This is a genomic window from Rhodococcus sp. JVH1, from assembly GCF_000280725.2.
GTDB classification, from domain to species: Bacteria; Actinomycetota; Actinomycetes; order Mycobacteriales; family Mycobacteriaceae; genus Rhodococcus_F; species Rhodococcus_F jostii_A.
Map to the genome: position 1 here is coordinate 3,428,316 of NZ_CP166289.1, position 20,215 is coordinate 3,448,530.

Sequence of the window (20,215 nt, forward strand, 5' to 3'; positions counted from 1 at the left end):
TGTCCGAAGGTTACCAACAGAAACGACCGCAGGCCCGCGGATTTTCGGGGCCTGCGGCCCCGTGAGTGGTTGACGAGTCCAGAGACTCCTCAACCACTCACGGGCGCGAAGCGCCTACTAGCGATTCGTCCGCGTCGTGCAGGACCTTCTTCAGTTTCTCGCCCTCGATGTCGACGTTGGGCAGGATCTTGTCCAGCCACTTCGGCAGCCACCAGGCCTTGTCGCCGAGCAGTGCCATCACGGACGGGATGATCACCATGCGCACGACGAAGGCGTCGAAGAACACGGCCGCCGCCAGGGCGAAACCGATCGACTTGATGAACGAGTTCGGCTCGGCGATGAAGGCCGCGAACACCGAGATCATGATGACCGCGGCGGCGCTGACCACCCGGGCACCGTGGTTGAAACCGACGGTGACGGCCTGCTTCGCGGTTGCGCCGTGGACGTATTCCTCCCGCATCCGGGTCACCAGGAACACCTGGTAGTCCATCGCGAGACCGAACACGACGCCGATCAGGAAGATCGGCATGAAGCTGACGATCGGCTGCGGGTTGGAGATGATGCCGCCCCAGCCCTCCTGGAACACCGCGACGGTGGCACCGAACGTGGCCGCGACGCTGAGCAGGAAGCCGAGGGTGGCCGTCAGCGGCACGAGCACCGAGCGGAACACCAGCAGCAGCAGGAGGAAGGCGAGGCCCACGACCACCGCGAGGTACGGGATCAGCGCGTCCTGCAGCGTCTCGGACACGTCGCCTTCGAGCGCGGTCTGCCCGGTGACGCCGTAGTCGACGCCGATCGAGTCGTGCAGGTCCGCCTCCGCACCGCGGATGTTGTTCACCAGATCCATCGTCGCCGGATCGCTGGGGGCGCTGCTCGGCGTCACCAGGATCTGCGCGGTGTCACCGGCCTTGTTCACGCCGACGACCTGCGCGTTGGACACGTCGTCCTGCGCGGTGATGGTCTTCACGACCTCACCGAACGCCTCCGACGGCGTGCCGGTGGTGACGTCCTTGGCGTCGACGACGACGAGCAGCGGACCGTTCTTGCCGGGTCCGAAGCCTTCGCTCACGAGGTCGTAGGCCTGCCGGGAGCTGGTGGCGGGGTCGCCGGTGCCCTCACTGGGCAGGGCCAGGCTCAGGCCGGTCGCGGGGATGGCGAGCGCCCCGAGCACCACGACTCCGGCGATCAGCGGAATCGCGGGCCTGCGGACCACGGCGCTGATGTACCGCAGGGCGAGGCTCGGCTTGCCCTCGTCGTCCTCGAGGTCACGACTGCTGAGGAACGGGATCTTGCCTGCGAACGCCTTCTTCCCGAACAGTCCGAGGATCGCGGGCAGGAGCGTCAACGCGATCGAGACGGCGATGAACACCGTGAACGCGGCGGCCGCACCCATGTCGGAGAGGAACGGGATGCCGACGACGCGCAGCGCGATCAGGGCGATGATCACCGTGAGACCGGCGAACACCACGGCGGAACCGGCGGTGCCGACGGCACGTCCGGCCGCTTCCGAGCGGTCGTCGGTGAGCGAAAGCTCGTGTCGGAAACGGGACACGATGAACAGCGAGTAGTCGATGGCGACGGCCAGGCCGATCATGATGGCCAGCGTGGGTGTCATCGAGCTGAGGTCGGTGAATCCGGTGGCGACGGTGATTCCGAGGCTGCCGATCATGATGCCGATGATCGCGGTGATCAACGGCAGACCCGCGGCGACCAGCGAACCGAACGTGAGCGCGAGCACGACAGCGGCCACGCCGATACCGACGAGTTCGGTGGCGCCGCCGGGCGGCTCGGCTTCGTTGGCGGCGGAACCACTGATCTCGACGGTCAGTCCGGCGTTGCGGCCGGCGTCGGCCGCGGCCGAGATCTGGTCGCGCAGAGCCTGGTCGACGTCGCCCATGCCGCCCTTGAACGGCACCTCGACGTAGCCGACGGTCTTGTCGGCGTTGAGCGGAGACAGCGCCTGCGCGTTCGCGAGGGCGGCGTCCTCACTGATTCCCTTGTCGGCCGCGGTGGACTTCGCCATCTCGACGAGCTGCTCGTTCGCGGTGACGGGGTTGACCAGTGCCTTCGCGGCGTCGGCGCCCGAGGCGGTGGCGGGATCGACCTTGGCGGCGTCCTGGACCTGTTCGATGCCGCGCACCTTGGCGAGCACCGCGTCCATCGCCTGCTGACTCTGCTCGCTCTCGAGGGTCTGCCCCTCGGGAGCGGCGAACACGTAACGCGCGCTGACGGCGTTCATCGGGTCGCTGCCCGCGGCCTCGGGGAAGCGTTCGGCCATCAGGTCCTGCGCCTGCTGCGCGGGGGTGCCCGGGATGGAGAACGAGTCCTTCGTGGGCCCGGACAGCGTTGCCGCGCCGACGCCCATGAGGACCAGGATCACCAACCAGACGCTGAGGACCGCGCCTTTTCGCCGGTAGGCGAATCTGCCGATCCGATAGAGATAGGTGGCCACGAGAGGCTCCTTCTGAGTCGGTGGAACGAAGAGTGATTCGGGGCAGCCGGCTACGGCTGCGGGATTCCCTGACGGAGTTGACGCATGGCGTCGCGGACGAGTTCTTCGGGTCCGCTCGCACCGGACTTGCCACTCATCCACAGGTCGAGCGACGCCTTACACGCCGACCCGACCGCCAGGTGCAGCAGGTTGGGGTAGAGGTCGGTGTCGATGTTCGTGCCCGTGCGTTCGGCGATCACCTCACCGACCAGACGGGTGACGCGCAGGTGCACTTCGAGTTTCTTCGCGAGCAGCGCGGGGCTGGTCTCGACGAGTTCCATCATCACCGCGGTCTCTTCGAGCGGTTTCGCCGGATCGGTGACGATCTGGACCACCACGTGCTCGAGGGAATCCCAGATCGGCTCGTCCTCGGGGCGGGCGCGGAGCAGGTCCACCCAGTCGTGGACGGACTGCTCGAAGTGCGCGAGTACCGCCTCCTCCTTGCTGGAGAAGTAGTTGTGGAACGTCCGAGTCGAGACCCCCGCCTCGGACGCTATGGCGTCGGCAGTGACGCATTCGATGCCCAGCGCGCGGGCCAGGCGTGCGGCGGCGCCGCTGAGGGCTGCGCGCGTGGCGGCCTTCTTGCGGTCCCGCAGTCCGATTTCCGAAATCACTACACCGACGGTACAGAACTTGCAGGGCTCTGCAAATTTGCGCGAGAGTGCAACTTTTATGTTCTTGCCCACAGTCCGCGCAGCACTGTGTCGGGAGTCACCGCGGCGTTACGGTGGATTCATGTCCGATCCGACGGCGCCGCTGTCGTTCCGGGCGGACGAGATCGACCGCGCCGCCCTGGACCAACTCGCCGCCGTCCTCGACCTGCAGGCCGCGCGCCCGGGAATCCGGCGACTGCGCGAGTGGTCGCTTGCCGCCCTGCACGTGCAGCCGGGCGAGAGCGCACTCGACCTCGGATCGGGCACAGGGTCGGAGACGCGGGCCCTCGCCGCCGCGGTCACCGCGTCGGGTCGCGCGATCGGGCTCGATCCCAATCCCGGTATGGCCCTCCTCGCCCGGGAGCGGGCCGAGGAGGAGGGCTCGACGGCGCAGTTCGTAATCGGCGACGCCTACTCGCTGCCGTTCCCCGACGACCGCCTCGACGTCGTGCGGAGTGAGCGGGTTTTCCAGCACCTGAGCGAACCGGATCGCGCGGCGGCGGAAGTGGCCCGAGTTCTGCGACCGGGCGGGCGCGGCGTCATCGTCGACAGCGACTGGGGAACCGCGATCATGCACCCCGGCGATCCCGTGGTCCTGCAGAAGATCATGGACGTGATGCTCTCGCACACCGCGAACCCGCACTCCGGACGATTGCTCCCGGGGCAGCTCACCTCCGCCGGGCTCGTCGTCGAGGATATCGGCACGGAGGCGTTGATCCAGGATCCGGGCGACGTGACCGGCCCACTCGTCCAGATGATGACCGCGGCGGCGATCGCCGAGGGGGCAATCACCGACGCGCAGAGCGCCGCACTGCTGGACCAGTTGAACGCCGCCGCCCGCAGCGGCGACTTCCACATGTCGGTGACGATGTTCGCCTACCTCGTTCGCAAGCCCTGACGAAACCCTTCCGACATTCGGAAACCGAGTGTGGTGGATCACCTCCGGTGCCGCACAGTGGTGGAGACGACGCTGACGCACCACCGAGTCCGGCGTCACGAATAACGCAGCAGCCCAGCATATTCCGGAGGCCCCATGTCCACGATCGCCCGCAACCAGTGGTACGTCGCAGCCTACGGCCGTGAGGTCGGACGCGAACTGTTCTCCCGCACCATCTGCGAGGAGCCGATCCTGTTCTGGCGGACCGAGGCCGGCGAGGCCGTCGCGATGAGCGACCGGTGCGTGCACCGCCGCTACCCGCTGTCCGAAGCGCCGAGCCGGCTCGACGGCGACAAGGTGGTCTGCGGCTATCACGGTTTCACCTACGGCAGCGACGGCGGTTGCGTGTTCGTGCCCGGCCAGGCACGCGTCCCCCGCACCGCGCGGCTGCGCTCGTACCAGGTGGTCGAGCAGGACTCGTTCGTGTGGGTCTGGATCGCCGACCCGCAGAACCCCCAGCAGGGCGACCCGACGCGCATCCCCCGCGCGCCGTGGATGGATTCCCCCGACTACACCGTGGTCAGCGGCATGGAACCGATCGACTGCAACTACGGCCTGCTCGTCGACAACCTGATGGACCTGTCGCACGAGACGTACCTGCACGGCGGCTACATCGGCACCCCCGAGGTGGCGGAAACCCCGATCACCACGGAGATCGACGAGGACCGGAACGTCATCTACGTGTCCCGGCACATGGACGACGCCGAGTGCCCGCCGTTCTACTCCAAGTCCACGGGCATCGAGGGACGCATCACCCGCTGGCAGGACATCGAGTACACGCCGCCGTGCCTGTACCTGCTGCACAGCCGCATCGCCCCGATCGGCGCGCCCCTGCCCGGCGACGACGGCTCCGACCCGCACGCGTTCCACAGCGAGATCGTCTACGCGATCACCCCGTCGACGGAGAATTCCACCCTCGACTTCTGGGCCGTGGCCCGCGACTTCGCAGTCGGCGACGACGCCGTTACGACGTTCCTCGCCGAGAACAACCGGACCGTCGTGATGCAGGACGTCGTGGCGCTGAACATTCTGCAGAAGGCGCTCGACACGGAGAAGGACGGCTACCAGGAGCTGTCGATCAACATCGACGCCGGCGGCCTCGGCGCTCGGCGGATCCTGAAGAAGCTGGTCGACGCGCCGCAGGCCGTCACCGCGGCGGTGGGCTGAGCCGTGGAACCGACCAGGATGCTCCGCGGGGCCAACGTGATGCGCATCGTCTGGCTTCCGGGGTCGGACCTGCTCGAGGGCGAGTGCCACTGCGGCGCGCGCCACGTGGCGGAAGAACCCGCCGCCCTCTGGGAGTGGTTGCTCGCCCACCCCGAGGGACACCACCCCGCCGATCCGCCGGCGCCTGCCACGCCGCTGCCCGCGGCGCCGGAATCCGCTCCCGTTCCCGTCTGACCCGGAGAGACCGCCATGCCTATCCCACCCGAACCCGTGCTCGAGCTGGAGCTGACCTCCAAGACCACCGGCGCCGACGGCGTCGTCGTCCTGGAGTTCCGCGACCCGTCCGGCGCCGCCCTGCCCGCGTGGACGCCGGGTGCGCACATCGATCTGGTGCTGACGCCGGAGCTCACCCGCCAGTACTCGCTGTGCGGCGACCCGGCCGACACCGGGACCTGGCGCGTCGCCGTGCTGCGGGAGGCGATGGGCCGCGGCGGCTCGCAGTTCGTGCACGACAAGCTGAGCGAGGGCGACCACGTCACGGTCCGGGGACCGCGCAACCATTTCGAGCTCGAGCCGTCACCGCGGTACGTGTTCGTCGCGGGCGGCATCGGGATCACGCCGATCCTCACCATGGCGCACGCCGCGGAGAACGCCGGCGCCGACTGGACCCTCGTCTACGGCGGACGCAGCCGCAGTTCGATGGCGTTCGCCGACGCACTCGCCGAGCGGTTCGGCGACCGGGTGGTGGTCCACCCCGAGGACGAGCACGGCCTCATCGACCTACCGGGGCTGCTCGGCGACGTCCGGGAGAACACCCTCGTCTACTGCTGCGGGCCCGCCCCGCTGCTCGACGCCGTCACCGGTCACTGCGACAGCTGGCCGTCCGGCGCGCTGCACATCGAGCGCTTCGCGGCGAAGGATCTCGAGGAACCGGTTCGGGCCGAGGGGTTCGAGGTGGAGCTGAGGCTGAGCGGCAAGACCGTGACGGTGACACCCGAGCAGTCGATCCTGCAGGCCGTCACCGCCGCCGGCGTCCAGGTCCTGTCGTCCTGCGAGGAGGGGACCTGCGGAACCTGCGAGACGGCCGTGCTCGGCGGTACTGTCGATCACCGGGATTCCCTGCTCACAGCGGACGAGCAGGCTGCCAACGACACTATGATGATCTGCGTCTCGCGTGCGAGCTGTCCACGTCTGACGCTGGAACTGTGAGACGGAGAACGAGCAATGGCGATCACCGGATCGGTGACCATTCGCTCCTTGCGGCTCCTCGAGCTCTTCACCCCGTCCACGCCGCGGCTGACCCTCAGCGATCTGTCGCGTAAGTCCGGATACCCGCTGAGCACCGTGCACCGGCTGACCAGCGACCTCATCGAATGGGGCGCCCTCGAACGTGACAGCAGCGGCCGCTTCACGGTCGGGCTCAAGCTGTGGGAGATCGCGTCGCTCGCACCGCGCGGCACGATGCTGCGCGAACTCGCGATGCCGGTGATGGAGGACCTGTCGCAGATCACGCGGGAGAACGTCCAGCTCGGCATCGCCGAGGGCACCGAGGTCGTGTTCGTCGAACGCATCGCCGGACAGAAGGCCGTGCCCGTCCAGACCCGCGTCGGCGGCAGGTTCCCGCTGACGGCGTCCGGCATCGGCCTCGCCCTGCTCGCGTACATGCCCGCCGACGTGCAGGAGCAGGTGCTGAGCGGGCCGATCGAGAAGTTCACCGACCGGACCGTCACCGACCCCGTCGTTCTGCGGCGGACGCTCGCCGAGATCCGCCGATCCGAGGTCGCGATCAGTGATCGTCAGGTGACCATGGACGCGGTCTCCGTCGCGGCCCCGATCTTCGAGCGTCCCGGAGCGGCGGTCGCGGCTGTGTCGCTGGTGGTGTCGGCGGAGAACGCGTCACTGAACGCGCTGGTCCCGCTGGTGCGTGCGGCCGGCCGGACGATCAGCCGCGCGCTGCGCCCTCGTCAGCCGTCGTAGCCGGCCGGGTGCGACGCTCCCAGGCCCCCGGGTCGGACGTCAGGGTGGTGAGGAAACCCGGCAGCTGCCCGTTCGCCACGTCCGCGAGGCTCACGTTTTCGAGCACGGCGCGCAGGTTCACCCGCACCGCGATCCACACGTCCTGCAGTTTGGCGGCCGGCCCGCAGTAGTCGACGTCCTCGGGGCGCTCCCCCCGCACCGACGCCAGCGGACCCTCGACGGTCCGGATGACGTCGGCGATCGTGATGTCCTCGGCGGGCCGGGCCAGCCAGTAGCCGCCGTCGGGTCCGCGTCTGCTGTTGACCAGTCCCCCGCGCCGGAGGTCGGCGAGGACGGCCTCGAGGAACTTGTGCGGAATCGTCTGCGACTGTGCCAGGAACTCGGCCTTGGACGGGGACGGCCCGGCAGCGGCCAGTTCGATCAGCGTCCGCACGGCGTAGTCCACCTTTGCGGTGATGTGCACACCGAATTCCTACCATCCAAGTATGAAAACGGGCAACTCACGCTTCGCCGCGCGAACCCAGGACGTCCAGGTAGTGCGGGTTGTACATGACGCCGAGGATGTTGACGAACGGGTCCACGACGGAGGCGGTGACGAATCCCGACTCTCGTTCGGTGCGCGGCTCGTGCTCTTTCGCCCCCATCGACAGCAGCTTCTCGACGGCGGCGGTCACGTCGTCGACGTGCCAGAACACCACCACGCCGGACGGGCCGTCCGCGGCTCCGTGCGGGGCGTATCGACGGTCGATGATGCCGAGCTCGTGCTGGTAATCCCCGATCCGGTACTCGATGTACGCCGGGTTGTCGGAGTCGGGGCGTTCGAAGTACGGGGTGATACCGAGCAGGGCGCTGTACCACTCGCGGGCCGCCGGGATGTCGTCGGCGAAGAGGCTGACGGTGGTGAGTCCTCGCAACATGATGAGTCCTTTCGCCTGATCCGGTTCGTGCTGACGGAATTCATTCTCCGCGGCAAAGTGCGCATCCAATGAGCACTTTTATTTTCGAATCGGGGCGGATAGTGATGCGTGTCACTCCGAGGTACATTGAACTGGACGATCGTCTTGTGGAGGAAGCAGCATGTGGGAGACCGTGACGTCGGCGTGGAATTCGGCGCTGCTGACGCCCCTGCACGAGCCGGTGACGCTGGCCATCCCGGCGTTCGTGCTGTTCCTCGCCATCGAATGGTTCGCGGCCCGGCACCTCGAGGACGCGACGTTCGACCCCGACGGACGGTCCCGCCCGGTGCGCGGCGGTTACGAGCGCCGCGACGCGCGGGCGAGCGTGTCGATGGGCGCCGTGTCCGTCCTGACGACCACGTTCTGGAAGCTACTGGCCCTGATCGGGTACTCCGCCATCTGGGTGTACGTCGCGCCGTGGCACCTACCCGCGGACGCCTGGTACACGTGGGTGATCCTCATCCTCGGTGTCGACGCGCTGTTCTACGCGTATCACCGGATGGCGCACCGCATCCGCCTGATCTGGGCCACCCACCAGGCACACCATTCGAGTGAGTACTTCAACTTCTCCACCGCGCTCCGCCAGAAGTGGAACAACAGCGCCGAAATCCTGATGTGGATTCCGTTGCCGCTGATCGGCATTCCGCCGTGGATGGTGTTCATCGGATTCTCCGTGAACCTCGTCTACCAATTCTTCGTCCACACCGAGCGCATCGACAAGCTGCCCCGGCCCGTCGAGTTCGTGTTCAACACTCCCTCGCATCACCGCGTTCACCACGGCTGCGACCCCGAATACCTCGACCGCAACTACGCAGGCATCCTCATCGTGTGGGACCGGATGTTCGGCACGTTCCAACCCGAAACCCACCGCCCCACCTACGGACTCACCACACCGGTAGGCACCTACAACATCTGGAAGCTGCAGACCCGCGAATACGGTGCCATCGTCCGCGACTGGCGCCGGGCGTCGTCGTGGCGCGACAAGCTCGGCTACGTGTTCGGACCGCCCGGCTGGGCCCCGTCAGGAACGCGCGAAGCTGACCAGGAAGTCGACCGTGCCGTCGCCGTCCACGGTCACGAAGCCCAGTGACGGCGGCGTCACACCGAAGTCCGTCCAGGTGACCGGGATGCTGCCCGAGGCGATGAGGTCGTCGCCGGAACGCAGCACGTCGATGTCGACCGTCACCGGACGCGACTGCCCCTTGAGCGTCAGCGTGCCCTGGGCTGAGACCGTTCCCACGGAGCCGTCCGCAGGCAGCCCGGACAGATCGACCGGGGAATCGACGGTGAACGTGGCGGTCGGGAACGTCCCGGTGTCCATGACGTTGCCGCGGAACTGGTTGTCGCGGCGGGACTGATCGGTCGCGATGGTCGCCACCTGCACGGTCACCTCGCCCGCGGTGAGTTTCTCATCCTCGACGGTCGCGTTGCCGGTCACGTCGGCGGTCGACCCGACCACCGTGACGCTCGCGCCGTTGAGGATCTCGTGGACGGTGTACCCCGCCGCAGTCTGGTTGGAGCCCTGCCCCGGTGTGACGGTCCACTGCCCGTCGACCGATCCTGTGGCCGCCTCCGCACCCTCGGTCGACACCGAGGCCGCCGGTGCGTCGTCCTCTGCGATGAATTGGCCGTAGAACCACGGTCCCACCAGCACCGCGATCACGACGATGACAACTGCGCCGACCAACCACCACAGCTTTTTCATGAGATCAGGCTAGTTGCAGCTTCAATGGATGTCACTCGGTACGACCTGCGAGAGTGCTGTGAACCGGCGGTCACGGGACGATGGAATCGATGTAGCCGCCGTCGACCCGCACCGCGGCACCGGTGGTCGCCGACGCCTGCGCCGAACTGAGGTAGACGACCATGTTCGCGATCTCCTCCGGCTCGATGAGGCGCTGCAGCAACGACTGCGGCCGGTACTTCTTCATGAACTCGCGCTGCGCCTCGTCCCACGGCAGGTCCGTGTCGACCAGGCTGTAGACGAAATCCTCCACACCACCCGTGTGGGTGGGGCCGGCCAGAACCGAATTGACCGTGACACCCGTCCCCGCCGCCTCTTTCGCGAATCCCCGTGAGACCGCCAGCAGCGCCGTCTTCGACATCCCGTAATGGATCATCTCGGCGGGAATGACGATCGCGGAGTCACTGGCGATGTCGAGGACCCGGCCCCAGGACCGTTCGACCATGCCGGGCAGGACCAGGCGGGTCAGCCGGATCGCGGACAGCACGTTCACCTCGAAGTAACGCCGCCACTCGTCGTCGTCGATCTCCAGGGCCGGCTGGGAGCCGAAGATCCCGAGGTTGTTGACCAGGATGTCCACGCTCGGAACGATCTCCAGGACCCGCCGCGCGCCCTCGTCCGTCGTGACGTCGGCGGCCGCCGGAACGAATTCGCCGTCCGGGACCTCGGCCCGCAGTCGTTCGATCGCCCAACTCACGGATCTCTCGGTGCGGCCGTTGATCGCCACCCGCGCGCCGGAGCGGGCGAGGCCCGCTGCGATCGCGGCGCCGATGCCCTGCGTCGAACCGGTGACCAGCGCCGTTCTGCCCGTCGAGTCGATGCGCATGTCGGTGCCCCTTCCCTCCAGGACACGCTAACGAACATGCCCGGCCCGGATACACAAAAACTCCCCACCTGCGTGTGCAGGTGGGGAGCTTTGGCGGTGGCGGAGGGATTTGAACCCTCGGACGGGGGTTACCCGTCACACGCTTTCGAGGCGTGCTCCTTAGGCCGCTCGGACACGCCACCGCCGGTGACTTTACCGGATGTGACGCCCGAGCCCGAAATCGCCAGGTGAAGCCGTTTAAGTCAGCTTGTCCTTGAGGTTCTTGGCGGCGTCTTTGACCTTCTCGCCGGCATCCTTCACCGCCGAGGACGCCTGGTCGGCCTTGCCCTCGTCGCGCAGGTCCGGATCGCCAGTGGCTTTGCCGGTGGCTTCCTTCGCCTGGCCCTTGAGGTCTTCCGCCTTGTTCGAAGCTTTGTCTGCGATTCCCACGAGATACCTCCGTGAATCCGATTTCGAACCCGGGAACGGGTCCGGCGGCGCCTCGTCGGCGCCTGTCTCCAGCGAAGCACGGGTCATGCGGACCCGGCCACATTGTGTCGAGTACCCCACGAAAGAGTTTGAAACCGGTCAGCGCCGCTCACGAAAGAAGTCTTCGAGGATGCCGGCGCATTCGTCCTCGAGAACACCGCCCCTGACCTGCGGTCGGTGGGTGAGACGGCGGTCGCGGACCACATCCCACAGGGAGCCGACGGCACCGGTCTTCGGCTCCCACGCCCCGAACACCACCCGGGAGATCCGGGCCAGCACGAGCGCACCCGCGCACATCGTGCACGGCTCCAGCGTCACCGCGAGCGTCGCCCCCTCGAGGCGCCACCCGTCGCCGTATACCCGCGCGGCGGCCCGCAACGCGATGATCTCCGCGTGCGCCGTCGGATCCGACATCGCCTCCCGCGAGTTCACGGCCCGCGACACCTCCACACCGTCGGCGTCGAACACCACCGCACCCACGGGCACGTCGGCGTCGGTGGCGGCGCGGGCCGCCTCGATCGCCGCGCGGATCATCCGCTCGTCGTCCTGAAGAGTCACGGCGCGTGGAACTACCGGGGAAGCTTGTCGAGAACCCCGGCCAGCTCCGTGGTGAACCCGAGCCGCTGCGCGATCATCCCGAGCTGCTCGTCGGGATACAGGTCCGTCTCGGACGTGATGACAGCCAGAACGGGTTCGGGCAGACCGAGGTCGGCGAGCAGCGACAGGTCACCCTCCTCCCACGGCTCGATGTCGTCGAGTTCGTCCGGGTCGATGTCCGGGACCTCGATGTTGAGCGCCTCGAGGACGTCGGCGGCGATGTCGTAGTCGATGGCCGCGGTGGCGTCGGACAGCAGCAGACGCGTTCCCGACGGCGCAGGCCGGAGCACGACGAAGAATTCGTCGTCCACGTCCAGCAGACCGAAGAACGCGCCCGCGCTACGGAGGGCCCGAAGCTCCTCCTCCGCGACGCTGAGACTGGTCAGAGCAGCCGAAGTGAGGGCCTTGACCTTCCACCGGCCGTCCTCGTGTACTACCGCGACACCGAAGCCCTCCAGATCCTCTGCCCGATCCGAGGAGGCGCTGTTGTTTTCCGCGCGCTGTGCACCCATGAGCGCAACGGTAGCCCGCGGGGTGCCGGTAAATGAAGTCCGCACTCGAATGTGCCAACCTGTTCGGGTGTCTGATACCCCTTCCGCACCTCCGGTGTGCGTGCTCGGCCTGGGCTTGATCGGCGGTTCACTGCTGCGTGCGGCGGTCCGGGCGGGCCGCGAAGCGTGGGGTCACAACCGATCCGCGCCGTCCGTCGACGCCGCCCGGGCGGACGGTTTCGACGCCGACACCGATCTGGTCGCGGTACTCCAGCGCGCGTCGGCCGAGTCGGCGCTGATCGTGATCGCGGTCCCCGTGCCCGCGGTCGCCGCCACGCTCACCGCGATCGCCCTGTACGCATCGAACTGCTCGATCACCGACGTCGTCAGCGTCAAGGCGGAGGTCGCGGCGGCGGCAGCCCGTCAGGGACTCGCCGACCGCTACGTGGGCGGGCACCCCATGGCCGGAACGTCGGCGTCCGGGTGGAGCGTCGGCAGCGCCGACCTGTTCCGGGAGGCCGTGTGGGTGGTCGGCACCGACGACGGCGTCGACCCCGCCATCTGGACACAGGTCGCGCAACTCGCGTTGGACTGCGGTTCCGTCGTCGTGCCCGCCGAGTCCGCCGAACACGACCGGGCGGTCGCGCGCATCTCGCACCTGCCGCACCTGCTGGCCGAGACCCTCGCGATCACCGGTGCCCGTGGCGGACCGCTGGCCCTGGGCCTGGCGGCCGGCTCGTTCCGCGACGGCACCCGCGTGGCGGGCAGCGCGCCCGGACTCGTCCGGGCCATGTGCGAAGGCAACCGGGACGCCCTGCTGATCGCCCTGGACGAAGCATTGGTACTGCTGCAGGACGCGCGGACCGAACTGGCGGAACAGTCGTCGACGGCGACGCTCGTCGAGGCCGGCCACACCGCACGCCTGACGTACGACAACCAGGAGACGTGGGAGATCACCGGCATCGTTCCCGGCCGCGAAGGCTGGATCGACGACATGCGTGATGCGGGTCGGCGGGGAGGACGGCTCCGCCGCCTGTGAGTGCTCGACGAGTCCAGAGACTCGTCAACCACGCACGGGCGGCTGCGCCGCCTATATCCGTTCGGCCAGGCCCGGGTAGTCGATGATGAACCCGTCGCGGTCGACGGTCACCGAGGAACTCGACACCGGCGACAGCACGTGGATGCCGTCCGGACCGCTGCTGTAGGTGAGGATCGCGCCCTCGACCCGCAGGTCCAGGAGGTTCACGTAGACGACGGGGACCTCGACGTCCTCGGATCCGAGGTGCAGTCCGTACCGCCGGATGGGCAGGGCGTTGAAGAACGGGCTGAGCACCATGTCGACGTCGAGGGCGCCGTCGAACGTGGACCGCTGGTGGTTGGCGCCGTGCTCCACCATCCACGTGCCCTCTTCGTCCCGGCTGATCGACATCTGCCGTTCACCGGCCGCGACGGACGTCCGCAGCGACAGCCTGCGGGTGATTCCGCTTTCGTCGGTGACGAGGTCGTAGGACGCGCTGAACGCCGGATGCTCGGGGCACTCGCCGCCGATGATCCGACCTGCTGCCTTGATGCGGTCGCCGTTGAGCTGGACGCGCACCGATTCCATTCGGGGTGCGTTGTCCGCCCGCCACGTCAGTACTGCGGGCCAGGTCGAGGCACCGGAGGCTTGGATGCTCACCTGTCTACGGTAAGCGACGACGGCTCCCGGGGTGGCAACGGGCCGAGTTTCGTTGTAGCAGAGTTGTCGACAGCCAGTGCCCGGGCTCGTTCCGTGACCGCGATGCGCGACGAGAAGACAACGAGCGCGCCGAGTCCGACCGCCACGTTCAGCAGTGCCCCGAACTCCTGGGCGACGAAGTCGAACACCTCGGTGAGCAGCACCGTGACCAGGGCCGCGGCCCGCAGGAACTGCAACGGCCACAGCTTCCCGCTCCGCAGTCGCACGATCGCCGACCAGCACAGGACGAACGCGATCGCGGACCCGGTGAGCTGGCCGACCGTCGTGATGTCCGTTCCTTCGTCGCCGCGGAGGTCGTCGTCGAGTGTGATCACGGCACTGAGCAGTCCCAGGGTGGAGAACAGGGTGAGGAGCACAGCCGCGGTCCAGAGCATGCCGGGACCCTTGGCGAACGCGGGGGTCGCGCGCCGGGCCAGCTCCCGCGCGGTGGGCACGGTCCGGCCGTTCCGGTCCGGGCAGTGGGCGAGCAGATCCCGGACCGAGGTCAGCGTCGCCTCGTCCGCGCCCGCGGCGGCCGCCCGGCGCAGCTGCGCCAGCGCCTGCTCCCGGCGTGCGCGGTCCAGACCACGGTCCAGGCCGGCGAGCGCGATGGCGGCGGCGTTGGCGACGTCCTCCGTCGGGGTCGGCGGCCGGACGTCGTGCAGCGACCGGTTGACCAGCAGCAACACGACGATCACCACATACATGATCGCGACGGACGGCCGGTAGAAGTAGTCGTTGGATTTGGTGACGAACTTGCCGATCTCGTCGAGGAACAACCCGAACCCGATGCCGCCGATCACGACGCCCAGGACGCGCGGTTTCATCCCGAGGAACGAGAACACGGTCACCAGCGCCACGACCATGCCGAGTCCGCCCCACAGGACGTGCGCGATGTGCAGCGACGAGCCCCCGACCTGTGGATAACCGGTGAGGTGAAGATAGGCGCGGGTGAGCAGGATCGTGACGATCCCGATGATGACGAACGCTTCGACGAGGCCGCTGCCCTGGGCGTCGCGCAGGAGGTGCGGCCGGTTCCGGAAACCCGAGATCATGGCGCCTCCCTGTGCTCCCACCTACAGGAAGTCTATGTGGCTTCGCCACCCGTGAGTACTTGTTAACCCCCCGCGGTTAATAAGTACTCACGGGTCGTTGGTCAAAGCAGGCACAGATCTCGAGTAACGTTCTCGGGTGACTGGTTCGTGAGGAAGGGTGCCGTGACGTCAACCGGGAGCATGGTGGGCCTGTTCGCCGGTATCGGCGGGCTCGAGTTGGGTCTGAGAGAGCACGGCTGGAACACCGAACTGCTCTGTGAGATCGACCCGGGCGCCCAGGCGGTTCTGCGTACCCGATTCACGGACGTCCCTGTGCATTCCGATGTCACCAAGCTGCGTTCCCTCCCCCGGGACATCGAACTCGTCGCCGCCGGTTTCCCGTGCCAGGACCTCTCGCAGGCGGGCCGGACGGCCGGTATCACGGGTTCGCGTTCCGGCCTCGTCGACGAGGTGTTCCGGTTGGTGAAGCGGAAGAAGGGTCCGCGCTGGCTCCTGATCGAGAACGTGCCGTTCATGCTGCAGCTGGGTCGCGGGGCGGCTATGAGGCACATCACGGACGCTCTCGAGGACCTCGGCTACACGTGGGCGTACCGGGTGGTCGATGCGCGCGCGTTCGGGCTCCCTCAGCGCCGTCAGCGGGTCCTGATGCTCGCCTCGCGCACCGAGGACCCCCGGGCGGTGCTGTTCGGTGAGGACGCCGGGGAACGTCCCGTCGACGACCATGCCGACTTCCCGTGCGGTTTCTACTGGACCGAGGGCACCCGTGGCCTCGGGTGGGCGGTCAACGCGGTTCCGACGCTGAAGGGTGGTTCGTCCGTCGGTATCGCGAGCCCGCCCGCCGTGCGACTGCCGTCGGGCGAGATCGTGACGCCCGGGCTCGTGGACGCCGAACGCCTGCAGGGCTTCGACCCGGACTGGACGGCGCCCGCCGCGCTGGTCCCCGGGTTGCGGAACAGTCATCGGTGGAAGCTCGTCGGCAACGCGGTGAGTGTGCGGATGGCGTCGTGGGTCGGTCGGCGTCTGCTCGAGCCTGCGGACTACGAGCGGGGTATCGAGACGCCGATGAAGCCTGGCGACGCGTGGCCGGTGGCAGCGTGGGGCAGCAATCGTCAGGCGTTCCGGGTGCACACCTCGACGTGGCCGGTGCAGGAACCGTACGAGGATCTCAGCGGATTCCTCGAGGACACCCGGCTGCTGTCGGCCCGCGCGACCGCCGGTTTCCTGAAGCGGGCGCGGATGGGCAATCTGCGTTTCGTTCCGGGGTTCATCGACGACGTCGAGAGCCACCTCGACCGTATGGGCGGCTTCCCCGAGGCCGCCGCGTAGCGGGCGGACCCGCGATGCCCGCCACCGATCCCGCGACCAGCGCCCGGATGCGGGCGCAGCGGCGTCGCGACACCGCACCCGAACTCGCACTCCGCAGGGAACTGCACCGGCGCGGGGTCCGGTACTACGTGGACCGGGCGCCGATGAAGGGTGTCCGACGGCGCGCCGACCTGGTGTTTCCGCGGCGGAAGGTGGCCGTGTACGTGGACGGGTGCTTCTGGCACAGCTGCCCGCAGCACGCCACGTTCCCGAAGAACAACGCGCAGTGGTGGGCCGAGAAACTCGCCGGGAACGTCACCCGCGATCGTGACACCGACACGAGGCTGACCGACGCCGGGTGGACGGTGGTGCGGGTCTGGGAGCACGAGAATCCGGTGGTCGCGGCGAACAGGGTCCAGGAAGCTCTCGGCGACGCGTGACCCCCGCTTCGCCGGCGGCGGCGGTCGAGGTGTTGAATTTTCCACCCCTAGGGGTATGGTCGCCCGCCGCCGATCGGTGCAGGATGGTGTCACAGCAAACATTCGAACCACCTTCGGAGGCGCATGATGATCCGCCGTATCGTCGCGGCGGCCTCCATTGCGTTTGCAGCAGCGGCCGTCCCACTCGTCGGTCCGGCGACCTTTGCCGTGGCTGCCCCAGGCGACACCTACATCAGCAACCCCCCAGCCAACCCGACGGACCAGAGTTTCTGCGACGACCAGGCCGCCCTCGCCAACAACCTTGCATCGAAGGGCGACTACGCGCGTGCCGACGGGGTCGTGTCGGCGGCGAACATGAGCGGTTGCCGCATCTACACATTCCCCAGCCCGTAGCCGGTTGCCGGTTGCCGGTTGCCGGCCTGCACCGTCGCCTGGCCGGAGCGGTCCGACGAGGCGGGCGGCTTCTCGTCGTCGGACATCACCCTTCCGATCCGGAGACGTCCGTCGGGCGGCCCAATGTTCCCGACATGCTGTTCACACCGGAACAGGTCGCTGCCGTACTGGACGCCGAGGAGTGGGACATCCTGGTGTCGGCGGCACCCTCGCGTGAGGCGCGCGACCCCGAGGGGCAATCCGTCACCGTTCACGACACCGTTCTGCACGCGGTTCGCCGGGCCTGACGACGGTCTACTGTGTGGGCACGATCTGTTCCGAGTGCCGAGACGAGGACACCGTGGCCGACTTGTTCGTGAAAGCCCTTCAGCTGCATCAGCTCGTCTACGAACGCAGCGGCGGATGGGTGGGGCATCGGTTGCTGTTCGGGATGCCGACCCTGTTGTTGCACAGTGTCGGCCGCAAGTCCGGGAAGCCGCGGACGTCCGCGTTGACGTACGGCCGTGACGGCGCACGCTATCTGGTCGTCGCGTCGAAGGGTGGTGCGCCTACGTCGCCCGCGTGGATGCACAACGTGCTGGCCGCGCCGACCTGCGAGATCCAAGTGGGCCGCGACCGCATCACCGTGGTGGCGCGGAAGGTTGTGCCGGGCGACCCGGAGTACGACCGGATGTGGGCGACGATGAATGCGATCAACCACGGCCGGTACAGCGAGTATCAGAAGAAGACGGACCGGCCGATTCCCGTCATCGCGCTCACCCCGAACCGCTGACTCGGCCGGTACGACGTCAGCGGAACTCGTCGACGTGCGCCGACGCCCACTGCGCGAACGTGGTCGCGGGGCGTCCGGTGAGTTGCTCGACGAGCCGGTTCGCCTGCTGGGGAGCGTCGACCAGGCTCGCCATCCCTTCCAGGTACCAGCGGGCGTACTCCCCCATCGCCGGCGTCAGGACGTCGACGGCCTCGTCCAGCGACACCTGCCGGTACTCGATGTTCCGGCCGAGGGCGGCGCCGAGTTCTCGGACGAGCTCGGCGCGGGTGATCGTCTCGGGGCCGGTGAGTTCGTACGACGCGCCGACGTGCCCGGACTCGAGGAGGGCGACGGCCGCGACCTCGGCGATGTCGTCCATAGCGATCGGCGCGTTCGCCGCCGTTGGGTATGGCTCACGCACGGTGTCTCCCGCGGTGATCTGCGGTGCCAGGATTCCCGCGTTCTCCATGAACTCGCCGGGCCACAGGTGCGTCCACTCGATGCCGGACGCCTCGACGGCCCGTGCGACGTCACCCCAATGGCCGTCGTGGGGACCGGACAGGTCGACGACGTGCCGGACCCCGGCCTGCTTCGCCAGGGCGAGCGCGTCCGGGGCGGTGTCGGGAGTCGGTGCGAGGTAGAGGGAATCGACGCCCTCGAACGCCGCGGGCAGGCTGCCGAGCCTGCGGAGGTATCCCTCGACGACGGTGACCGAGTCCGGAAGTTGCGCTTTGTCAGGATGATTCGTGAGGGCCCGGACGTCCGTCGCACCCCGCGCGAGCAGGTGGTCGACGAGCATTCTGCCGATGTTCCCGGTTGCCCCCGTCACGAGAATCGTCATGCCCTGCACGCTACCGCCGCGGGAGGGCATGCGAGTGGCAAAGTGTGCTCGCGCACGCTTTGCCACTCACATGGGGTCAGCTCGTCGGCGGGGCGGACGTCGAGGACGTCGCCGGGGTCTCCGAGGGCGTCGGCGTGGCCGGGGTCGACGCGTCCGGATTCTGCACTCCGGCGCTGAGCTTGTAGATGTGTTCCGGCGAGATGATCTCCGTGACGGCCCCCGCCAGCGCGGTGCTCGGTTCGCTGCCCTGGTAGGGGACGTCGGTGTTGATCATGATCGCGAGAGTGGTCTCCTGCTCCGGTAGGTAGACGCAGACCGTCTGATACCCGGGGAGGCTGCCGTTGTGCCCGATCCAGCCGGCGACGTCGAAGATGCCCAACCCGTAGCCGACGTCCGATGCCAGACCCGGTGCGTTGACCGTCTCGAGCCGTTGCGCCTGTGTGGCCGGCTGCAGCAGTGTGCCGGTGGCCAGCGCGGGCGCCCAGATGTGCAGGTCGTCTAGGGTCGAGATCATCGCGCCCGCCGCCCATCCCCAGGACGGATTCCAGTCGGTGGCCACGGCTTCCTTGTCGTCCAAGGTCTGCTCGGTGTAGCCCTGCGCGTGCGGTTCGGGGAACGCGTTGGTGGTCGGGAAGCTCGTGTCCGCCATCTTCAGTGGCTGGACGATCTTCTGCGTCACGTAGTCCGGGAGCGGCAGTCCGCTGACCTTCTCGATGACAAGTCCCAGCAGGGTCGTGTTCGTGTTGGAGTACTCGAATCCCTGCCCCGGCGGGAACGTCGCGGGCTGCGCGAACGCGTAACCCAGCAGTTGTTGCGGGGTGAACGCGGCCTGCGGGTCGCTGAGCAACGCCTTCTGGAAGTCCTCGTTGGCGGAGTAGTTCGCCAGCCCGCTCTGCATCCGGGCAAGTTCGCGCAGCGTGATCTGATCACCCAACGGCACACCCTCCACGTACTTCGAGATGGGGTCGTCGAGCGCAACCTTGTCTTCGTCGACCAGCTGCAACAGTCCCGTGACCGTGAACGTCTTTGTCACACTGCCGATTCGGTGGAAGAAATCGGTCTCCATCGGCGCGCCCGTCGTCTTGTCGGCGACGCCGAACGCCTTCACGTAATTGCCGTCGGGCCCCCACACCCCCACGATCGCGCCGGGAATCGCCGCCATCGACATCGTCTTCTCGATCGCCTCGTCGAGTCGGTCCGCGACACCGGGGTCGATCTGCGCGTCGGCCCCGGCGTTCGGTGATTCCGCCTGCGTCGTCGTGGAGGTAGCGGAGGTGCCCGTGGAGGAGGAGTCGTCGGAGCACGCCGCGGGCACTACCAGCAGCAGTGCCGCTGCGGCCGCCGCGAGGCCTCGTCGCCGATTCGTCCTGGTCACGACCTGAGCTGTCATCGTGCGTCCCGTCGTC

Annotated in this window: 25 protein-coding genes and 1 tRNA gene; 12 read left to right on the forward strand and 14 right to left on the reverse strand. The window is 68.0% G+C overall.

All coding sequences use genetic code 11. The features are described from left to right. Positions 1 to 97: 97 nt before the first annotated feature. Positions 98 to 2,452 carry an MMPL family transporter gene (locus JVH1_RS15620; RefSeq protein ID WP_009477232.1) on the reverse strand — a complete coding sequence of 785 codons (2,355 nt, stop codon included), beginning with the start codon at positions 2,450 to 2,452 and terminating at the stop codon, positions 98 to 100. 50 nt (positions 2,453 to 2,502) lie between these two features. Then, positions 2,503 to 3,105, reverse strand: a complete 603-nt coding sequence (locus tag JVH1_RS15625) for a TetR/AcrR family transcriptional regulator (protein WP_005253325.1) — start codon at positions 3,103 to 3,105, stop codon at positions 2,503 to 2,505. Between the two features lie 121 nt (positions 3,106 to 3,226). Here JVH1_RS15625 and JVH1_RS15630 point away from each other — a divergent pair, with 121 nt between their 5' ends. The 5 genes from JVH1_RS15630 to JVH1_RS15650 all read left to right on the forward strand — a co-directional run bounded on the left by JVH1_RS15630 (position 3,227) and on the right by JVH1_RS15650 (position 7,225). Beyond that, on the forward strand, positions 3,227 to 4,042 hold the full coding sequence (locus JVH1_RS15630) for a class I SAM-dependent methyltransferase (RefSeq protein WP_009477231.1): 816 nt from the start codon (positions 3,227 to 3,229) through the stop codon (positions 4,040 to 4,042). Between the two features lie 135 nt (positions 4,043 to 4,177). Beyond that, the gene (locus JVH1_RS15635; RefSeq protein WP_009477230.1) at positions 4,178 to 5,248 is read left to right on the forward strand and encodes an aromatic ring-hydroxylating dioxygenase subunit alpha; all 1,071 of its coding nucleotides are present in this window, start codon (positions 4,178 to 4,180) and stop codon (positions 5,246 to 5,248) included. An 18-nt stretch (positions 5,249 to 5,266) separates the two neighbouring features. Beyond that, complete coding sequence (locus tag JVH1_RS15640) at positions 5,267 to 5,482, forward strand: hypothetical protein (protein WP_009477229.1); 216 nt, start codon at positions 5,267 to 5,269, stop codon at positions 5,480 to 5,482. Between the two features lie 15 nt (positions 5,483 to 5,497). Then, on the forward strand, positions 5,498 to 6,457 hold the full coding sequence (locus JVH1_RS15645; RefSeq protein ID WP_009477228.1) for a PDR/VanB family oxidoreductase: 960 nt from the start codon (positions 5,498 to 5,500) through the stop codon (positions 6,455 to 6,457). 15 nt (positions 6,458 to 6,472) lie between these two features. Next, complete coding sequence (locus JVH1_RS15650; protein ID WP_009477227.1) at positions 6,473 to 7,225, forward strand: IclR family transcriptional regulator; 753 nt, start codon at positions 6,473 to 6,475, stop codon at positions 7,223 to 7,225. Here JVH1_RS15650 and JVH1_RS15655 read toward each other — a convergent pair. Next, a complete protein-coding gene (locus JVH1_RS15655) occupies positions 7,191 to 7,688 on the reverse strand; it encodes an Rrf2 family transcriptional regulator (protein ID WP_009477226.1) in 498 nt (165 codons plus the stop codon). The two genes, JVH1_RS15650 and JVH1_RS15655, sit on opposite strands and share 35 nt — an antisense overlap. 37 nt (positions 7,689 to 7,725) lie before the next feature. Beyond that, positions 7,726 to 8,142 (reverse strand): VOC family protein, encoded by a 417-nt coding sequence (locus tag JVH1_RS15660; RefSeq protein WP_009477225.1) that lies wholly within the window; start codon positions 8,140 to 8,142, stop codon positions 7,726 to 7,728. Positions 8,143 to 8,302: 160 nt separating this feature from the next. Between JVH1_RS15660 and JVH1_RS15665 the strand changes: the two genes are divergently transcribed. Then, positions 8,303 to 9,271: a sterol desaturase family protein gene (locus JVH1_RS15665; RefSeq protein ID WP_009477224.1), complete on the forward strand. Its 969-nt coding sequence runs from the start codon at positions 8,303 to 8,305 to the stop codon at positions 9,269 to 9,271. On the opposite strand, the gene JVH1_RS15670 is transcribed toward JVH1_RS15665, so the two are convergent. The 6 genes from JVH1_RS15670 to JVH1_RS15695 form a co-directional block, all read right to left on the reverse strand. Next, positions 9,203 to 9,886, reverse strand: coding sequence for a YceI family protein (locus tag JVH1_RS15670; RefSeq protein ID WP_043780553.1), 684 nt, complete (start codon positions 9,884 to 9,886; stop codon positions 9,203 to 9,205). The two genes, JVH1_RS15665 and JVH1_RS15670, sit on opposite strands and share 69 nt — an antisense overlap. 70 nt (positions 9,887 to 9,956) lie before the next feature. Further along, positions 9,957 to 10,751: an SDR family NAD(P)-dependent oxidoreductase gene (locus JVH1_RS15675; RefSeq protein ID WP_009477223.1), complete on the reverse strand. Its 795-nt coding sequence runs from the start codon at positions 10,749 to 10,751 to the stop codon at positions 9,957 to 9,959. A 91-nt stretch (positions 10,752 to 10,842) separates the two neighbouring features. Continuing rightward, positions 10,843 to 10,933 (reverse strand) — tRNA-Ser (locus JVH1_RS15680). A 55-nt stretch (positions 10,934 to 10,988) separates the two neighbouring features. Beyond that, positions 10,989 to 11,180, reverse strand: coding sequence for a CsbD family protein (locus JVH1_RS15685; RefSeq protein WP_009477222.1), 192 nt, complete (start codon positions 11,178 to 11,180; stop codon positions 10,989 to 10,991). A gap of 138 nt (positions 11,181 to 11,318) precedes the next feature. Next, on the reverse strand, positions 11,319 to 11,777 hold the full coding sequence (locus JVH1_RS15690; protein ID WP_005561213.1) for a nucleoside deaminase: 459 nt from the start codon (positions 11,775 to 11,777) through the stop codon (positions 11,319 to 11,321). A gap of 11 nt (positions 11,778 to 11,788) precedes the next feature. Next, positions 11,789 to 12,328, reverse strand: coding sequence for a tRNA adenosine deaminase-associated protein (locus tag JVH1_RS15695; protein ID WP_005248749.1), 540 nt, complete (start codon positions 12,326 to 12,328; stop codon positions 11,789 to 11,791). Positions 12,329 to 12,377: 49 nt separating this feature from the next. Between JVH1_RS15695 and JVH1_RS15700 the strand changes: the two genes are divergently transcribed. Continuing rightward, positions 12,378 to 13,346, forward strand: a complete 969-nt coding sequence (locus JVH1_RS15700; RefSeq protein ID WP_011596634.1) for a prephenate dehydrogenase — start codon at positions 12,378 to 12,380, stop codon at positions 13,344 to 13,346. Positions 13,347 to 13,397: 51 nt separating this feature from the next. Here the strand turns inward: JVH1_RS15700 and JVH1_RS15705 are convergent, their stop codons facing one another. Next, entirely contained in the window at positions 13,398 to 13,985 is a 588-nt protein-coding gene (locus JVH1_RS15705) for a putative glycolipid-binding domain-containing protein (RefSeq protein ID WP_011596633.1), read from the reverse strand. Further along, complete coding sequence (locus JVH1_RS15710; RefSeq protein ID WP_009477219.1) at positions 13,982 to 15,079, reverse strand: hypothetical protein; 1,098 nt, start codon at positions 15,077 to 15,079, stop codon at positions 13,982 to 13,984. The genes JVH1_RS15705 and JVH1_RS15710 overlap by 4 nt, the downstream gene beginning before the upstream one ends. 180 nt (positions 15,080 to 15,259) lie before the next feature. Here JVH1_RS15710 and JVH1_RS15715 point away from each other — a divergent pair, with 180 nt between their 5' ends. From JVH1_RS15715 to JVH1_RS15735, 5 genes are all read left to right on the forward strand, one after another. After that, on the forward strand, positions 15,260 to 16,405 hold the full coding sequence (locus JVH1_RS15715; protein ID WP_043780547.1) for a DNA cytosine methyltransferase: 1,146 nt from the start codon (positions 15,260 to 15,262) through the stop codon (positions 16,403 to 16,405). A gap of 14 nt (positions 16,406 to 16,419) precedes the next feature. Further along, positions 16,420 to 16,824, forward strand: coding sequence for a very short patch repair endonuclease (locus JVH1_RS15720; RefSeq protein ID WP_009477217.1), 405 nt, complete (start codon positions 16,420 to 16,422; stop codon positions 16,822 to 16,824). A gap of 123 nt (positions 16,825 to 16,947) precedes the next feature. Further along, positions 16,948 to 17,217 carry a hypothetical protein gene (locus tag JVH1_RS15725; RefSeq protein ID WP_009477216.1) on the forward strand — a complete coding sequence of 90 codons (270 nt, stop codon included), beginning with the start codon at positions 16,948 to 16,950 and terminating at the stop codon, positions 17,215 to 17,217. Further along, the gene (locus JVH1_RS15730; RefSeq protein ID WP_371112989.1) at positions 17,187 to 17,504 is read left to right on the forward strand and encodes a type 12 methyltransferase; all 318 of its coding nucleotides are present in this window, start codon (positions 17,187 to 17,189) and stop codon (positions 17,502 to 17,504) included. Before JVH1_RS15725 ends, JVH1_RS15730 begins: the two co-directional genes overlap by 31 nt. A gap of 53 nt (positions 17,505 to 17,557) precedes the next feature. Next, positions 17,558 to 17,989 carry a nitroreductase family deazaflavin-dependent oxidoreductase gene (locus tag JVH1_RS15735; RefSeq protein WP_043780629.1) on the forward strand — a complete coding sequence of 144 codons (432 nt, stop codon included), beginning with the start codon at positions 17,558 to 17,560 and terminating at the stop codon, positions 17,987 to 17,989. Positions 17,990 to 18,005: 16 nt separating this feature from the next. Here JVH1_RS15735 and JVH1_RS15740 read toward each other — a convergent pair whose 3' ends face one another. Beyond that, positions 18,006 to 18,809 carry an NAD(P)H-binding protein gene (locus tag JVH1_RS15740; RefSeq protein WP_043780545.1) on the reverse strand — a complete coding sequence of 268 codons (804 nt, stop codon included), beginning with the start codon at positions 18,807 to 18,809 and terminating at the stop codon, positions 18,006 to 18,008. A 76-nt stretch (positions 18,810 to 18,885) separates the two neighbouring features. Further along, positions 18,886 to 20,199, reverse strand: a complete 1,314-nt coding sequence (locus JVH1_RS15745) for a serine hydrolase (RefSeq protein ID WP_009477212.1) — start codon at positions 20,197 to 20,199, stop codon at positions 18,886 to 18,888. Positions 20,200 to 20,215 lie beyond the last annotated feature (16 nt).

What these genes read in the sequence shown, in the direction of transcription:
- JVH1_RS15740 (WP_043780545.1), bottom strand. Translation starts at nt 18,809, where the DNA reads ATGACGATTCTCGTGACGGGGGCAACCGGGAACATCGGCAGAATGCTC.
- JVH1_RS15660 (WP_009477225.1), bottom strand. Translation starts at nt 8,142, where the DNA reads ATGTTGCGAGGACTCACCACCGTCAGCCTCTTCGCCGACGACATCCCG.
- JVH1_RS15640 (WP_009477229.1), top strand. Translation starts at nt 5,267, where the DNA reads ATGCTCCGCGGGGCCAACGTGATGCGCATCGTCTGGCTTCCGGGGTCG.
- JVH1_RS15715 (WP_043780547.1), top strand. Translation starts at nt 15,260, where the DNA reads ATGGTGGGCCTGTTCGCCGGTATCGGCGGGCTCGAGTTGGGTCTGAGA.
- JVH1_RS15645 (WP_009477228.1), top strand. Translation starts at nt 5,498, where the DNA reads ATGCCTATCCCACCCGAACCCGTGCTCGAGCTGGAGCTGACCTCCAAG.
- JVH1_RS15630 (WP_009477231.1), top strand. Translation starts at nt 3,227, where the DNA reads ATGTCCGATCCGACGGCGCCGCTGTCGTTCCGGGCGGACGAGATCGAC.
- JVH1_RS15720 (WP_009477217.1), top strand. Translation starts at nt 16,420, where the DNA reads ATGCCCGCCACCGATCCCGCGACCAGCGCCCGGATGCGGGCGCAGCGG.
- JVH1_RS15635 (WP_009477230.1), top strand. Translation starts at nt 4,178, where the DNA reads ATGTCCACGATCGCCCGCAACCAGTGGTACGTCGCAGCCTACGGCCGT.
- JVH1_RS15665 (WP_009477224.1), top strand. Translation starts at nt 8,303, where the DNA reads ATGTGGGAGACCGTGACGTCGGCGTGGAATTCGGCGCTGCTGACGCCC.
- JVH1_RS15745 (WP_009477212.1), bottom strand. Translation starts at nt 20,199, where the DNA reads ATGACAGCTCAGGTCGTGACCAGGACGAATCGGCGACGAGGCCTCGCG.
- JVH1_RS15700 (WP_011596634.1), top strand. Translation starts at nt 12,378, where the DNA reads ATGTGCCAACCTGTTCGGGTGTCTGATACCCCTTCCGCACCTCCGGTG.
- JVH1_RS15650 (WP_009477227.1), top strand. Translation starts at nt 6,473, where the DNA reads ATGGCGATCACCGGATCGGTGACCATTCGCTCCTTGCGGCTCCTCGAG.
- JVH1_RS15675 (WP_009477223.1), bottom strand. Translation starts at nt 10,751, where the DNA reads ATGCGCATCGACTCGACGGGCAGAACGGCGCTGGTCACCGGTTCGACG.
- JVH1_RS15725 (WP_009477216.1), top strand. Translation starts at nt 16,948, where the DNA reads ATGATGATCCGCCGTATCGTCGCGGCGGCCTCCATTGCGTTTGCAGCA.
- JVH1_RS15710 (WP_009477219.1), bottom strand. Translation starts at nt 15,079, where the DNA reads ATGATCTCGGGTTTCCGGAACCGGCCGCACCTCCTGCGCGACGCCCAG.
- JVH1_RS15695 (WP_005248749.1), bottom strand. Translation starts at nt 12,328, where the DNA reads ATGGGTGCACAGCGCGCGGAAAACAACAGCGCCTCCTCGGATCGGGCA.
- JVH1_RS15670 (WP_043780553.1), bottom strand. Translation starts at nt 9,886, where the DNA reads ATGAAAAAGCTGTGGTGGTTGGTCGGCGCAGTTGTCATCGTCGTGATC.